The organism is Hylemonella sp. GW821-FHT10B10, from assembly GCF_059415585.1.
In genome coordinates, this window is the sequence record NZ_JBWKNN010000004.1 from 127,471 (window position 1) to 142,998 (window position 15,528).

At 59.6% G+C, this 15,528-nt stretch carries 16 protein-coding genes; all 16 read right to left on the reverse strand.

The window, feature by feature from the left end; translation table 11 throughout:
• Positions 1-17: 17 nt before the first annotated feature.
• Positions 18-449 carry a DUF2147 domain-containing protein gene (locus AC07NT_RS16360; RefSeq protein WP_498600209.1) on the reverse strand — a complete coding sequence of 144 codons (432 nt, stop codon included), beginning with the start codon at positions 447-449 and terminating at the stop codon, positions 18-20.
• A 16-nt stretch (positions 450-465) separates the two neighbouring features.
• Positions 466-2,262 (reverse strand): acyl-CoA dehydrogenase C-terminal domain-containing protein, encoded by a 1,797-nt coding sequence (locus AC07NT_RS16365; RefSeq protein WP_498600046.1) that lies wholly within the window; start codon positions 2,260-2,262, stop codon positions 466-468.
• A gap of 4 nt (positions 2,263-2,266) precedes the next feature.
• Positions 2,267-3,013, reverse strand: a complete 747-nt coding sequence (locus AC07NT_RS16370) for a TetR/AcrR family transcriptional regulator (protein ID WP_498600044.1) — start codon at positions 3,011-3,013, stop codon at positions 2,267-2,269.
• A 123-nt stretch (positions 3,014-3,136) separates the two neighbouring features.
• On the reverse strand, positions 3,137-3,985 hold the full coding sequence (locus AC07NT_RS16375) for a fumarylacetoacetate hydrolase family protein (RefSeq protein WP_498600043.1): 849 nt from the start codon (positions 3,983-3,985) through the stop codon (positions 3,137-3,139).
• Positions 3,986-4,038: 53 nt separating this feature from the next.
• A complete protein-coding gene (slmA, locus tag AC07NT_RS16380) occupies positions 4,039-4,686 on the reverse strand; it encodes a nucleoid occlusion factor SlmA (RefSeq protein ID WP_498600042.1) in 648 nt (215 codons plus the stop codon).
• A gap of 94 nt (positions 4,687-4,780) precedes the next feature.
• Entirely contained in the window at positions 4,781-5,668 is an 888-nt protein-coding gene (gene argB, locus AC07NT_RS16385; RefSeq protein ID WP_498600040.1) for an acetylglutamate kinase, read from the reverse strand.
• Positions 5,669-5,708: 40 nt separating this feature from the next.
• The gene (locus AC07NT_RS16390) at positions 5,709-7,574 is read right to left on the reverse strand and encodes a polysaccharide biosynthesis protein (protein WP_498600038.1); all 1,866 of its coding nucleotides are present in this window, start codon (positions 7,572-7,574) and stop codon (positions 5,709-5,711) included.
• 16 nt (positions 7,575-7,590) lie between these two features.
• Positions 7,591-7,968 carry an H-NS histone family protein gene (locus AC07NT_RS16395; protein ID WP_498600036.1) on the reverse strand — a complete coding sequence of 126 codons (378 nt, stop codon included), beginning with the start codon at positions 7,966-7,968 and terminating at the stop codon, positions 7,591-7,593.
• A gap of 27 nt (positions 7,969-7,995) precedes the next feature.
• Positions 7,996-8,562: a sugar transferase gene (locus tag AC07NT_RS16400; RefSeq protein WP_498600034.1), complete on the reverse strand. Its 567-nt coding sequence runs from the start codon at positions 8,560-8,562 to the stop codon at positions 7,996-7,998.
• Between the two features lie 11 nt (positions 8,563-8,573).
• A complete protein-coding gene (locus AC07NT_RS16405; RefSeq protein WP_498600032.1) occupies positions 8,574-9,515 on the reverse strand; it encodes a UDP-glucose 4-epimerase family protein in 942 nt (313 codons plus the stop codon).
• 5 nt (positions 9,516-9,520) lie between these two features.
• Complete coding sequence (locus AC07NT_RS16410) at positions 9,521-10,498, reverse strand: glycosyltransferase (RefSeq protein ID WP_498600031.1); 978 nt, start codon at positions 10,496-10,498, stop codon at positions 9,521-9,523.
• Entirely contained in the window at positions 10,495-11,502 is a 1,008-nt protein-coding gene (locus AC07NT_RS16415; RefSeq protein WP_498600029.1) for a hypothetical protein, read from the reverse strand. The genes AC07NT_RS16410 and AC07NT_RS16415 overlap by 4 nt, the downstream gene beginning before the upstream one ends.
• A gap of 74 nt (positions 11,503-11,576) precedes the next feature.
• Positions 11,577-12,140 (reverse strand): acyltransferase, encoded by a 564-nt coding sequence (locus tag AC07NT_RS16420; protein ID WP_498600027.1) that lies wholly within the window; start codon positions 12,138-12,140, stop codon positions 11,577-11,579.
• Between the two features lie 26 nt (positions 12,141-12,166).
• Positions 12,167-13,366, reverse strand: coding sequence for a glycosyltransferase family 61 protein (locus AC07NT_RS16425; RefSeq protein WP_498600026.1), 1,200 nt, complete (start codon positions 13,364-13,366; stop codon positions 12,167-12,169).
• 26 nt (positions 13,367-13,392) lie between these two features.
• On the reverse strand, positions 13,393-14,265 hold the full coding sequence (locus tag AC07NT_RS16430) for a GDP-mannose 4,6-dehydratase (RefSeq protein ID WP_498600025.1): 873 nt from the start codon (positions 14,263-14,265) through the stop codon (positions 13,393-13,395).
• Positions 14,266-15,495, reverse strand: coding sequence for a class I SAM-dependent methyltransferase (locus AC07NT_RS16435; RefSeq protein WP_498600024.1), 1,230 nt, complete (start codon positions 15,493-15,495; stop codon positions 14,266-14,268).
• Between the last annotated feature and the right edge of the window lie 33 nt (positions 15,496-15,528).

Consider the following 15,528-nt stretch of genomic DNA (forward strand, 5'->3'; position numbering starts at 1 on the left):
TTCCTGGTTAACAGTTCTTACTGGACGCGGATCCAGACCTGGGTCCGGTAGAAGGGGCCGACATAACCCCGGATCTGCAGTTTGCTGCCGCCTTCGAGCGGGGTCATGCGCAGCGTGTAGTTCTTGCCGTTTTCGGGATCGAGGATCTTGCCCTGCTCCCACACGTCGCCGTCGTCGACCTTTTTCGCGCCGCGGATGATCTCCAGCCCGAGCTTGGGCTTGCCCTTGCGGTCATCGGTACAGAGATCGCAGTTGGGCTGATCCGAAGTAACGAGCGCGCGTTCGACGACACCGCTGAGCACGCCATCGGCGCCCGCCCGGATGCGGATCTCGGCCTTGGCCGTGCCGGTCTTGTCGTCGATGCTGCGCCACAGACCCACGGGCGTGGACTGGCCCACGACGGGCCATGCCGCCAGGGCCAGGGTGCACGCCAGCAGGGCTTTGCGCATCATGGGCTGCACCACCTCAGGCCAGGGCCAGGTCGGTGTCCATCAGGACCTTGGAGCCGGCACGGGCAGTGCGCATCAGCGATGCGGTCTCGGGGAAGAGCTTGGCGAAGTAGAAGCGCGCGGTCTGGAGCTTGGCCTGGTAGAAGGGGTCGGTGTTGCCAGCAGCGATTTCCTTCAGCGCAACCGAGGCCATGCGGGCGAAGAAATAACCGAACACCAGGTGGCCGGCCACGCGCAGGTAGTCCACGGCGGCAGCGCCCACTTCGTCGGGATTCTGGAAGCCCTTGAAGCCGACTTCGGTGGTGAACTTGGTCATCTGGTCGCCCAGGTAGGCCAGGGGGTTGATGAATTCGGCCATCTTCTCGTTCACGCCCTCTTCTTCCACCAGCTTGCCGACCAGCTTGCCAAACTTCTTGAGCGTGGCGCCGTTGTTGCCCAGGATCTTGCGACCCAGCAGATCCAGCGACTGCACAGTGTTCGTGCCTTCATAGATCATGTTGATGCGGGCGTCGCGCACGAACTGCTCCATGCCCCATTCCTTGATGTAGCCGTGGCCGCCGAAGACCTGCTGGCACATCACGGTGGCCTCAAAGCCGTTGTCGGTCAGGAAAGCCTTGATGATGGGGGTCAGGAGGGCCAGCATCTCGTCGCTGTCCTTGCGCACCTTCTCGTCAGGGTGGTACAGGTGCTGGTCCAGCAACAGGGCGCAGTAGCAGGCCAGGGCGCGACCACCTTCGGCATAGGCCTTGGCGGTGAGCAGCATCTTGCGCACGTCGGGGTGCACGATGATGGGGTCGGCGTCCTTGTCCTTGGCCTTGACGCCGGAGAGCGAGCGCATCTGGATGCGGTCCTTGGCGTAGGCCAGGGCGTTCTGGTAGGCCACTTCGGTCAGGCCCAGGGACTGGTTGCCCACGCCCAGACGCGCTGCGTTCATCATCACGAACATGGCCTGCAGGCCCTTGTTGGGCTGGCCGACCATCGTGCCGACGGCGTTTTCCAGAATCATCTGGCAGGTGGAGTTGGCATGGATGCCCATCTTGTGCTCCAGACCACCGCAATAGATGCCGTTGCGCGTGCCCAGGGAGCCGTCGGCCTTCACGTTGTACTTGGGCACGGCGAACAGACTGATGCCCTTGCTGCCCTTGGGCGCATCGGGCAGGCGGGCCAGCACCAGGTGCACGATGTTCTCGGCCAGGTCGTGTTCACCGGCACTGATGAAGATCTTGGCGCCGTTGAGCTTGTAGGTACCGTCGGCCTGCGGTTCGGCCTTGCTGCGCAGCATGCCCAGGTCGGTGCCGCAATGCGGCTCGGTCAGGCACATGGTGCCGGTCCACTCGCCGCTGACCAGCTTGGGCAGGTAGAGCTTCTTCTGCTCGTCGGTGCCATGGGCGTGCAGTGCCTCGTAGGCGCCGTGCGAGAGGCCGGGGTACATGGTCCAGGCCTGGTTGGCCGAGTTCATCATTTCGTAGATGCATTGGTTCAGCACAAAGGGAAGACCCTGGCCGCCGTAGTCCGGGTCGCAGCTCAGCGCGGCCCAGCCGCCTTCCACATACTGCGCGTAGGCCTGCTTGAAGCCCTTGGGCGCGGTGACCTCGTGCGTCGTCTTGTCCAGCTTGCAGCCTTCTTCGTCGCCGCTGATATTGAGCGGGAAGATCACGTTGGCCGCGAATTTGCCGCCCTCTTCGAGCACCGCGTTGATGGTGTCGACATCGGTGTCGGCGTGACGCGGGATCTGCTTGAGCGTTTCCGTGGCATTGAGCACTTCGTGCATCACGAACTGCATGTCGCGCAGGGGCGGGTTGTAGCTGGGCATGGCTTTACTCCTGTTTGGATTGGGTGAGGGATTTGCGGATGGGCCTGACGACAGCGGCCTTGGGTGTCACGGTCTTGACGGGCCGGCTGTCGGCACCGTAACGAGCCAGGATCTGATCGAAGGCCTTGTTGGCGCGTTCGAGCGATCCGGGGGTCTTGAGAAAACGGGCCTCGTAGTGCACGGCCAGAATCAGGGCGTGGATCTCGAAACCTATCTGGCGTTCGTCGGCATCGGGGGCCAGCTGCCCCTCATCCTTGGCCTGCACCACGGCGCGCTGCACAGCGGCCAGCCAGGTCTTGACCGAACTGGCGAGGGCGTCGCGCACGGGGCCGGGCCGGTCGTCGAAATCGACGGCGCCGCTGATGAAAATGCAGCCGGACTGGATTTCCACTGTCACGCGCTTCATCCAGTTGGAGAACAGGGCCTGCAGGCGCGGCAGGCCACGCGGCTCCTGAAGGGCCGGGTAGAAGATTTCCTGCTCGAAACGGCTGAAATACTCGCGGATGACCGAGATCTGCAGTTCCTCGCGCGAGCCGAAGTGGGCGAACACGCCGGACTTGCTCATGCCCGTGACCTCGGCCAGCACGCCGATGCTCAAGCCCTCTAGACCGATCTGGGCGGCCAGGCCCAGGGCAGCGTCTATGATGGTCAGCTTGGTCTGCTGGCCTTTGTGCAGGGCTCGCCCATCGCGGCTTTTCTCGCGGGGGGTCGTGCTGCGCTGCGGTTTGCTGGCCGGTGAGGCAAGGGGCATGGCGGACAAAATAAAACGAACGGTCGTGCTATTTTGCATGAAAAAACCCGTCCGTCAATCCACCGGCCCAAAAAGATTACGCCGGCGCGGGGCCGGCGTCCAGTCAGGGTATGCCCCAGCCCCTCAGCGCTTGAAGGGAACCACGCGCTGGGTCTGGGTACCCAGGCCCTCGATACCCAGGGTCATGACATCCCCGGCCTTGAGGAAACGCTGGGGTTTCATGCCCAGCCCTACGCCGGGTGGGGTGCCGGTGATGATGACGTCACCCGGCATCAGGGTCATGTACTCGCTCAGGTGGCTGACGATCTTGGCCACGCTGAAGATCATGGTGCGGGTGTTGCCGGTCTGCATGCGCTGGCCGTTGACGTCCAGCCACATGGCCAGCCGTTGCGGATTCTCGATCTCGTCCTTGGTGACCAGCCAGGGGCCCAGGGGGCCGAAGGTATCGCAACCCTTGCCCTTGTCCCACTGGCCACCACGCTCGAGCTGGAACTCGCGTTCGCTGACGTCGTTGGACAGGCAGTAGCCGGCCACGTGATCCAGCGCGGCCTTCTGCGTGACATAACGCGCCCGCTTGCCGATGACCACGCCCAGTTCCACCTCCCAGTCGCCTTTGACCGAACCCCGGGGCAGCATGACGTCGTCGTCCGGGCCCTGGATGGCGCTGATGGCCTTGGTGAAGACGATGGGCTCCTTGGGGATGGGCATGCCGGCTTCCTTGGCATGGTCGCTGTAGTTCAGGCCGATGGCGATGAACTTGCCGACGCCGGCGACGGGGCAGCCCATGCGGGGCTTGCCGCGCACCAGGGGCAGCTTGTCGGTCTTGAGCTTGAGCAGCTTGCCCAGCACGGCGTCGCCCAACTGGGCCGGGCCAAAGTCCGGCACTACGCCGCTGAGGTCACGCAGCTTGCCGGCCGCGTCAATGAGGCCGGGCTTTTCCTTGCCAGGATTGCCGTAACGCACGAGTTTCATAGGGTCTCCTCTTTTCTCTTGGAGCGCGGCCAGCGGACCGCGCGGCGGGCCGCTCAGCGCAGCATCTGGCCCAGGCTGGCGTCCAGATGTTCGGTGGGCGGGCGGCGGAACCCTGAGCGGGCGAAGCGCTGCAGGCGACCGACCACAAAGGCCGTGAGCACCGAAGACTGCACCTGGGCATCGGCCGTGGGCGTCATGGAGCCACCCGATTGCGCGCCATCACGCAGGCACTGCTTGAGGGTGGCTTCAATCTTGTCGAAGAACTGGTTCATGCGCTGCTGCAGGCGTTCGTTCTCGAACACCAGGGCGTCGCCCACCATGACACGCACCATGCCGGGGTTTTTCTCGGCAAATTGCAGCAGCATGGTCACGACCTTGCCTGCATGGCGACTGCCTGCGGCGGGGTCGGTGGCGGTGGCTTCGCGCTCGGCAATCTGACCCACCAGGGTGAACACGGCCTGCTCGATGAATTCGATCAGGCCTTCGAACATCTGGGCTTTGCTGGCGAAATGGCGGTACAGGGCGGCTTCGCTCACCTCCAGCTTGGCGGCCAGGGCCGCGGTGGTGATGCGCTCGGCGCCCGGCTGTTCCAGCATGCTGGCCAGGGCCTGCAGGATCTGGACCCGGCGCTCGCCCGGCTTGGGACGCTTGCGGACCGGGGTTTCGGCAGCGGCTGGGGTGGTGTTTTCGGCGTCAGACATGGTGTTCGGAAATCCCTTTTCTTGATTCTCGCACAGGCCCGGCTAGGGGTTTTTCCTCAGTGGTCGCCCACTCTCCTTGGGCGATCCGGCTCCCTCAATGGGAGCGGATCATGGTCCCGTAGGCCTGGTCGGTCAGGATTTCCAGCAGCATGGCATGGGGCACACGGCCATCGATGATGTGCACTGCGTTCACCCCGCTCTTGGCTGCGTCCAGCGCGCCGGCAATCTTGGGCAGCATGCCACCCGAGATGGTGCCGTCGGCCACCAGTTCGTCGATGCGCTTCATCGTCAGTTCGGTCAGCAGCTGGCCCTGCTTGTCCAGCACGCCGGGGATGTTGGTCAGCATCAACAGCTTCTCAGCCTGCAGCACGGTGGCCAGCTTGGCGGCCACCACGTCGGCGTTGATGTTGTAGCTCTCGTTGTGTTCACCGAAGCCGATGGGACTGATGACCGGGATGAAGGCATCGTCCTGCAGGGCCTTGACCACGCCGGGGTCGATGGACTCGATGTCGCCCACCAGGCCGACGTCGTGCACCTTGGAAGGGTCGGCAGCGTCCACCATCCGGAGCTTCCTGGCGCGGATCAGGCCGCCATCACGGCCCGTCAGGCCCACGGCCTTGCCGCCGGCCTGGTTGATCAGGCCCACGATGTCCTGCTGCACCTCACCGGCCAACACCCACTCGACCACCTCCATGGTCTCGGGGTCGGTCACGCGCATGCCCTGGATGAACTCCCCCTTCTTGCCCAGGCGCTTGAGCGCCGTCTCGATCTGTGGGCCGCCGCCATGCACCACCACCGGGTTGATGCCCACCAGCTTGAGCAGCACCACGTCCTCGGCGAAGGCGGCCTGCAGCGCCGGGTCGGTCATGGCATTGCCGCCGTACTTGATGACCATGGTCTTGCCATGGAACTTGCGGATGTAGGGCAGCGCCTGGGCCAGGATCTGGGCCTTGTCACGCGGGAGGATGGGGGTGTCGGTCATGATCGGGTCGAGCGGGAATCTATCTCTGGATTGTGCCCGATCAGCTTGCCGCCCCCGCCTGGAAACCGTGCACGCAAACCTGCAGCACGGCCCGGATACCGGCCTCGTCGTCCGCCTCCGCCGCCTGTCGCAAACGGTCGAGCTGCCCGGCCAATTCGTTCCAGGGCAGCAGGTCTTCGTGGGCCTTCATGATGCGCGGATGGCTGGTAGGCGTGGGGTTGTCGCCGATCAGCAGCTCCTCATAAAGCTTTTCGCCGGGGCGCAGGCCCGTGACCGCGATCTCGATGTCGCCATGCGGGTTGCCCGTGTCGCGCACGGTCAGTCCGGACAGCTCCACCATGCGCCGCGCCATGTCCAGGATGCGTACCGGCTCGCCCATGTCCAGCACGAACACCTCACCCCCGCCCGCCATGGCACCAGCCTGCAGCACCAGCTGGGCGGCCTCGGGAATGGTCATGAAATAGCGTGTCACCTCCGCATGCGTGACCGTCAAAGGCCCACCCGCGGCCAGCTGGCGGCGAAACAGGGGCACCACGCTGCCACTGGAACCCAGCACATTGCCAAAGCGCACCATGCTGAAACAGGTCGGCCCCGCCTCGGCGGCGAGGGCCTGCAGCACCAACTCGGCCATGCGTTTGCTGGCGCCCATGACATTGGTCGGGCGCACCGCCTTGTCGGTCGAGACCAGGACAAAACGTGCGACCCCTGCGGCCTGGGCCGCACGTGCCATGTTCAGCGTGCCAAAGACGTTGTTCCGTATGCCCTCGGCGGGATTGGACTCCACCAGGGGCACGTGCTTGTAGGCGGCGGCATGGTAGACCGTATGCGGGCGGTGCACACGGCATATTTCAAGGAGACGGGTCTCCTGGTTCACGCTGCCCAGCAGGGGCACCAGTTCGGTTGCGCCACCCAGCTCCGCGCAGACAAGCAACAATTCCTGGTGGATGCTGTAGAGCGCGAACTCGCTGTGGTCGAGCAGAAGCAATCGACTGGGTTGCTGCCGCAGGATCTGACGGCACAGCTCGCTGCCGATGCTGCCGCCGGCCCCCGTAACCAGCACGACCATCCTGGCCAGGTCGCGGGCCAGCAGTTCGGCGCTGGGTGGCACGGGGTCACGCCCGAGCAGATCCTCGATGTCAAGTTCACGGAAGTCCTGCACGGTGACACGGCCGCTGGTGAGATCAGCCATGCCGGGCAGGGTGCGGATGTGCAGGGGCAGATGCCGCAGGCTTTCGATGATGCGGTTGCGACGTTCGCGTGTCACGCTGGGTAAAGCCAGCAAGATATCGGTCACGCCTTCCTGCGATACCAATTCCGGCACGTCCCGGCTGGCATAGACCGGCGCACCATTGATGCTGCGGCCGACCTTGGCCGGGTCATCATCGACAAAGCCGACGAGCGCGTACTGGCCACTCATGCCCAGAGCGGCTGCGGTCTGCGCCCCGGCCAGCCCTGCGCCATAGATCAGGAATCGGCCTTGGCCCTCCTGGGTGCGCCCCCAGCCGGCCAGCCAGAAGCGCGCCAGCGCACGGCTGCCGCCGACCAAGAGCAAGAAAATCACCGGCTGCAGAATGCCGAGACTGCGCGGGACATTATCCCAGCGCGCCCAGAGCAAAAAGCCCAGCAGTAAACCTCCATAAATCGCAATCGCCTTGGCGGTGGTCAGCAGCGCAGCCTGACCGGTGTACCGAAAAATGGCGCGGTAAAGCCCCATGCGGATGAACACCGGAATAGCCAGCAACGGCGCCAGCACGTAGACACGCAACTGCATCTCGTCCGGCCAGTTCGCATTGTCCAGGCGCAGGGAAAAGGCCAGCCAGGTCGCCAGCAGCGACAAGACCACGTCCATGGCCACCACCACCAGCCGTTTGATGGCTCGCGGCCAGGCAAGAATCTTCTGCTGCATTGCTGTCGCCGGTTCCTCAGCCTTTGACGGCGAAACTTTCCCGGGGCTTGCCTTGACCTACCAGGGCCGCCAGCCAACGCGGCATGGAGCCGCGGCCGCTCCAGGTTTCACCCTTGGGGCCGCGGTACTTGGCCGCCACCTTGGCGCCTGCTTTGCCCGAAGGCTTGCGCGCAGTCTTTTTCACCACCGTCTTCTTGACAGGCGCCGCCTTGGCCTTGCCGCGCCGCTGGTGCGGCTTGCCCGTGGCCTGCTGCAGGTCTCGCAGCGTGATGCCGAAAGCTTGCATCTTGGCCAAGATGTCCTTGACGGTCTTGTCAAACTCACGCGTCTTGATGTCAGCCGCCTGTTTTTGCAGCTTTTCGATCTGGTTTTGAATCTCGATCAGATTGCCCACAGCGTACTCCTTGGAAAATTCCAGCGCCTAATGCGCGATGCTTTCGCGTCGTATGACCTTGACTGCCGTCCGAAGAATTATCTTCAAATCAAACATGAAGGAACGGCGCTGCAAATACTCGACATCAAGTGCGACCTTCTGCGGTATCGGCAGCTCGTCGCGTCCGTTGATCTGGGCCCAACCAGTCAACCCCGGCACCAGCAGATGAACGCAATACTGCGTACGCATCGCCACTAGGTCGTCCTGATTAAATAGTGCGGGTCGTGGGCCTACAAAACTCATATCCCCCTTGAGAATGCTCCATAGCTGGGGAAGCTCATCAAGACTCGTCTTGCGCAAGAAGCCACCGATAGGTGTCAACCAAGCCCCCGGGTTGTCGAGCAGATGCGTTGCTACTGCTGACGTGCCGACTCGCATGCTACGGAACTTTGGCATTCTGAATATGCTGTTGTGCCTGCCCACGCGATCAGACCAGTACAAGATCGGTCCACGACTGGTTAACTTGATCATCAACCCAATCACAACCATGGGCAGCAACATCCCCGCCCCGATCGTCAATGCCAGAAAGATATCAAGCACCCGCTTCGAACTCATTTTCTGCATCCTCAAACCCTCGCCGCTCTGCGCAGGCCTTCGTCCACGCTGACCGGCGGCGCCCAGCCCAGCATGCTTCGGGTCTTGTTGATATCGACCTGCAGGGAGTCGCACAAGCGCTGCGCCACCTCTGGCTTGTTGAGCAAGGCTGCGACCGCCCGCAACAGGTAGGGCGGAATTGTGAGCAGACGCGCTTGCCTGCCCATCGCCTTTCCAATGCGTAACAGCAGCTCCCTAGTTGACATGTCGCATCCGTCGCTTACGAGGAACGTCTGGTTCGCAGCCGCCGGATGCCGGATGCAGGTCACGACCAGATCCACCAGGTTATCCAGTGCAACGAAGCTGCGCCGATTATCTTGGATTCCTCCCAGCGGCAGGGGCACCCCTCGGCGTACCCCGCGCATCAAGGCCCCGAAATTTCCCGGCGCCGCCGGCCCATAAACCAGGGGGGGACGAATAATGACGACCTCAAGCCCGGTCTGGTCGGCTAGCGAACAAAGCCCCAATTCGGCTTCATATTTGCTCTGCGCATACGGGGAGTGGGGATTCGGCCCATCTTCAGCGGTAAAGGGATAACCATTTGTTCTTGCGCCGTTCACGCCAATTGTGCTTATGAACACAAATCGTTTGACACCAGCTCTTGCGGCCTGCGAGGCCAGATTGAGAGTGCCGTCGACGTTGACTTTGCGGAACTCAGCCAAGGGGTTCGCGCAGCGTTCTCGCAACACATGCGCTCGGGCGGCCATGTGCACTACGACATCAACATCTTCCAGCGCCCCGGTCCACTGCGTCTCGCCGTCGATTGGGCCGCTCACAAATGATCCAATTTGACCGCCATCGGAGATCCCCGGCACGCGAGTCGAGGCCAGGACCTGGCACGCCGAGTCCTCCGCCAGTCTCTGAACCAGAGCTTTGCCCACAAAGCCGGCTGCGCCGGTGACCAGTACTTTCATGATCTTTATCCGGTGACGCGACCCTTGATGGCCAAGGCAAGGCACGAAATAAAGAACAAGACCTGATCCCTGAATCTCCGCCGGCATCTTCTGGCCTGAAAGGCCAGCCATATCAACTCCCGCGCCTCCCTTCGTGACCACTTGACCACGAACGGGTTTCCCGATAGCCCGACCAGTCGGGCTATCAGATACGACTGATTCAACCCCCAACCGCTCATGACCTTTCTAGCGCGGAAAAGATACGCCCGCCAACCTGCGTTGACACCGATCTGGTTGCTGCCATGCTGTCGATAGAGCAGCCCCGAATGCTCGTCAATGACCCAGCTGAAGCCGTTCGCCCGGGCAAACGCGTAAACAAACCAGTCATGCAGGCCAAGCTTCCCGACATCATCAGAGTTCATGGCCAGACAGTCCTTGACGCGCTGGACCAGTTCGAGGCGCATGACAAAAGTGCATCCTGGTCCGGCCGATTCAAACAGGAAGTCCCATTCGCGTTGGGGTTGCGCCTTGTTGGTCCGGACTCTCCTCCCTCCATCCCAAAAGGCCGTGACGTTGCTTGAATATCCGTCAGCCTGGCACCGCTCAAGCGTTTCCACTGCCCGTTTCAGCTTGCCATCGAACCATTCATCGTCCTGATCCGCGAATGCGACATACTGGAATCCCGAGAAATCCAGATCTGACAACAGGCGGAAAAAATTTCTGGCGGCGCCGCCAAAGCGCGCTCCATACGGCAAGATAACAATCCTAGGATTGTCGCGAGCCATGTTGTCGACCAATTCCAGTGTGCCATCCGTTGAGAGGTCGACACTGATGAATAGGGTGACCTCTACGCCTTTCTGATCCTGTATGGTTTGAATTTGCCTGGGGAGCCACCGAGCGCCGTTGTAGGCAGCCAAGCACACAGCAATAGACGGCTTACTGTCCAACATAGATATTGGCGTGCACACCTCGTCGACTTGCTCGCAAGCTGGAATTTTGCTCATTGCAAAAGACTCTCTAGCGACTGCTCACGGACACAAGGGACGTCCTGTTCTTTTCTGATGAGTTCGGCAATCGACTCAATCAGGCTGGCATCATTTGCAAGGCTCATACAGTAGCCATTGTCGAAGAAATTATCGGCGTTGAATCTTCCGTCAAAAATCTGTATTGCCAGCTTTCCTTGAGCAGACACATCTCTTAGCAGGGACGACGAGAAGCCAATAAAAACATCCGGCCAGATCAATTCCGATTTCGAAATCGTTCGCATCTCGGCATTGATGCCATAAAACTGATTTTCCGAGGGATGCGGCTTGTAGCAAACAGCGATTGAACGCCCCTTTGCTAACGCCATGGCAATTTCACGATATCGGCTCACAAGTTGCATTTTGAGCTCGTGGAAACCATATCGCTCCCAATCCTCGCCGACAAAGCAGATCGTCAACGCATCATTTGGCGGACTCCACTTAAAACGCTCCCGCGCCCCCAATACGAATATCTTGGTGGGATCAATATTTCTGGCAACAATCGACGCCTGGATTTCATCTAGGGCTATATACCGATCAACGATATCTTCCTCCTGCGCATAGTCAGGTATCGCCCTGCCATAAACCCCATGCTGCAGACAAATTGTCCTGATGCCATGCTGGCGCGCCCTGCTCAGCCACAATCTGTTTATTGGATCTATCGTCGAATTCGCGATGAAGACCATGGGCTTCGCCCTTTCGATCACCCGTGACATTCTCTCTGCGAGATCTGCCAATCGATCGAATTTGTAGGTAAATACCGCTTGGTAAATTTCACTGTAGGCCTTGAGATCGTATGAGAAGGAGGTCGGCACTCGGCCTAGGCGAATAGGATCCTTCGCGCTCATGACCAAATGGGCATTCTTCGCGCCGTGTACGGACAACTTGCCAAACACCCGAGACCCCAGAACAAAGTAGTCTCGCGGCCTCACCCAAGAGATGGGGGGGATATGCTTGAGGACAGCCACTTTCTCGTAGGCTTTCATGATCGAGGCGCCCCAGATCGAGATCTGCCCCCTGTCGTCAAGCAACCGTCTTGCGACGAAGCTAAAGTCTTCCATCACTGTAGGTATGGCGAATAATTCAATGTGTACCTCAAGTCCCTCGATCTAACGCCGATCTCCTTCGCGGGGACACCGGCATACACGGCATAGTCCGGGATATTCTTTGTAGCCGTTGAGTTTGCTCCAAGAATCGCCCCCACCCCAACGGTAACTCCAGGCGATATCATCGCGCGCGCGCCAATCCATGCATAGCTCTCGATGAGCACCGGTTTTGTATAGGCATCAAACACCGGGCTGTCTTTGTAGTGGGAGCTGCTGAATATGTATGACTGCGCTGTCACCGATACGTTGTCCTTGATGGTGATATTCCCCAGCAGGTGGCAGCTCCGCCCAATCACAGTGTGGGATCCGATGCTGACATTCTCATAAAACACGCAGCCCATGTGAATGAACGACTTTTCGCCGACGCGAATCCCCATCAATCTTCTCAGGTAGAAAAGCCGGATGAAGTGGACCGGCACGTAGGTCACCCAATAGTTGAACATGTAATAAATCAGCGCGACCCGGAACTGCCCGACCCGTCGGAAGCCTAGCCGGATGAGCTGACGTACTGATTGCATATACATGTCCTCTTATGACTTCGGCATCAAAGGCACTTGCGCGCCATTCCTGCAAAAGCTCTTACCATCCGCCATGGGCTGTTATTTGCCTTTTCATACAGCGGGCGAAGGACGTCTATCAGGGCACGCCGACTTATACGGACCATGTACCGCATGAAATAGGCCGGGTACGCCCGGTGCAGAGACCAACCCCGATATTCATAGTCTCTCGATCTGAAGAATGCCTTCACATGCCTGGTCGGAAACAGCAGAAACGGCCCTGCGCTCCAGTTCCCAGCCGAGGCAAAGACAAAGGCATCGACGTAGACAGCCTTCAGGTTTTTCATCCGGTCGATCATGATCTGAATCGGATGAAAATGGGCCGAACGATTGAGGCAGACCGAGTATGCCCCGTCTTCCAGGAAGATGGCGTTGTGACTATTGGTCCCCGAGGTTGCGGCGAACATCCTGGCCCCCCTGAGTACTGCGATGGTCTCGTACAGACTCATACGCTCCGGAAAATAGATGGCATACCCATTCCGGGCCAACACCTCTTCAACAGGCGCCTCGCCAATCGCTCTGTCATTTTTCCTCTCCATTTTTGAGAAGTACACCTTCTCATTTTGGACCGGCGTGATCGCCTCTTTGACTTTGTCGACCGTCAGCTTGTAGTTTTCATGAAAATAGTCATGCAGCCTGATGGATTGCTCTGGCACGATCACGGTTCTGAACTTTGTCGGTCGTTCTATTTTCCGGATATTGGCCAATTCGATTCCGAAGAATGTCATCAGCTCAAGAAATCGGTCTTCCCCATCGTCGGAGATATACACCGCACGATAGCCCCTGTTCGATACCTCGAGATAAAACCAGAGCCGTGATAAGCCCTCCAGGATGAAATGCCCGTAATGCTTCGGCAGTGCGCCGATGAAAACGACTTCCTCATCGACGTATTCAATGTCTTCCGCCGACAGGCCAGGCGCGGCCCCCTTGAACCAGTCATGGAAGTCACACCGGAAATTCGGCGGGCTCACTCTTTTCGTCAGACTCAGCTGTTCGAACTGGAGATCCGCAGCACACACCCCTCCGTACTGGTGGTTCTCAGCCTCATTCGTTTCAGACAGCCGCAAAGGCCAAACGACACCGCCTGCAACGCGCTGAACCTGCAGTGGCGTCAGCCTTTCGTACGCAGTGCGTGCCTCGTGCTCGTACTGCGCCCGCGTCTTGTCGGAGCAAAATAGTTCCACCATCCGGTCACTTCTTTCCACTCAGGCAGTCAACCGCCCAGCATCATGTCGGCAAGTTGCTCAAAGCTTACTTTGGGACGCCACCCCATTGACATCAGCAAGGCATTGTCACTGACCAATCTCTTGTACTCAGGTCGGAAACCCGGTTTAACCGCGACATGCTGCCGCCAGTCTTTGCCGATTGCGCGGAAGCAATAGTCGACCCATTCTTCGATAGCATGCGCCCGGCCTGCGCCAATGACGACTTCGAATGTCGCTTCCTGATTCACCAACCGCCACATCGCCTCGACCACGTCCCCGGCAAACCCGAACTCCTTTTCCACGCTCAAATCACCCAACTCCAGGCGTTCCGTGCTGCCACCTGCGATGCGCTTGACCGCGCTCACAATCATTTGATTAACATGGTTTTTCGTACGCAGCGGACTGTCGTGGTTGAACAAATACCCACAGTAAACACGCATAGCGAACGTACTACGGAAATACCGGGCCGCATAGACCGCTTGGATCCGGGCGATGGAATAGGGGCTGCTTGCTTCGAATGGCGTGCGCTCATTGATGGGCGCGCCGGAATTTTCAAACTGCATGGCACTCCCCGCAATGAATATGCGGGCGCCCGGACAATGCACTCTTGCGGACTCGAGAACGTTCAACGTCCCGGTGCTGATCGTCTGATGATTCTCAAACATAACCTCATGCCGAGTCGATGAATTCGCTGCCAGATGGAAAATATAGTCCGGCTTGTGCGCACCCATCAGATTTTTCACCAGGGCATAGTCGCTCACATCCCCCACCACCTCACCGGTCCTGCGAGAAACCCGGATCACCTGGATTCCACACCCCTCCAGCAAGGCGGACAGATAATGCCCGTCCTGTCCTCCAGCGCCAAATATGACGGCCTTCATCTAGACGATTTCAATCTCGGGCAGGGGGAAGATGAATTTGCCGCCTCGGGCAATATATTCCTGCTCGCGCTCCAGGATGTTGTTCTTGAAATGCCACGGCAGAACCAGGAAATAGTCCGGGTTCATGGCCTTCGCCTGCGCCTCTGAAACGATGGGGATATTCGTGCCAGGTGTGTAGGCTCCATATTTGTCCGGATTTACTTCCGCGATGCACGTGATCTGCCGGGACGTCAGGCCGCAAAACTGCAAAAGGACATTCCCTTTTGTGCTGGCGCCGTAGCCAACGATCTTCTTGCCATCAGCCACCAGCGCATCGATAAGGGCCAACAAGCTGCCCCTGTGCTCGAACGCCTTTTTTGCGAAATTCAGATAAGGGGCATTTGTCTGCAAGCCCATCTTCTCCTCTTCCCGAAGCATCCAGTCAATGACTGGCCTGTTGGCCCGAAATTTCGCACCTTGCTTGCACGCGGTGACAGCGAAGCTGCCGCCGTTGATGTCATTGAGCTGGACATCCAGCACCTCCAGCCCGTGCCTTTCAAGCAGATCCTTGACGACGCGTAGCGAGTAAAACTCCAAGTGCTCATGGCACAGGGTGTCGTAGGAGTTGGTCTTGAGCATGGAGGGCATATAGCTTTGCTCAAAATGCCAGAGGCCTTGCGCATCGAGGATGTCGTGGATATCCTTGACAAACTGCCCCGGGCTCTCCAGGTCGTAGAACATGGCAATCGAGGTGACGACTTTCACCTTCTGGTCTGGATAGTTCTCCCGGAACAGTTTTGCCGAGAAGAAGTCAGGAATCAGGCGTATATCGTCCGTGTAATGTTGCTTGAACTTGACGCCTGTGGGGTCGATCCCGACTTTTTGATAATTCCCTGCGTAAGCCTTGAGCGAAGTCGCGTCATTGCTGCCGATGTCGACCACCATGTCGCCCGCCTGGAGCCCCGCCATCCGTTCGAGCATCTGTATCTTCTTCTGAAGATGGCGAACCATGGATACGTTCAGGCCAGAGCGGTAGCCATAATTGTCGCCATACATCTCATCCAGTGAATACGACTGCTTGAGCTGGAGCAAGCCGCACTCATGGCACCAGACCAGATCCAACGGCCCGCGCGTGATTGCCTGAGTCGTGGATTTCGGGAAGACTCCCGTCAAAGCCTGCTCTCCCAGAGACAGCACATTTTCCATTCCCTTGCCCTCGCACACGCGGCATTTCGTAATTTCTGTGTACATCCGAATTCCTCTTAGACCCGTTTATTTCTCACG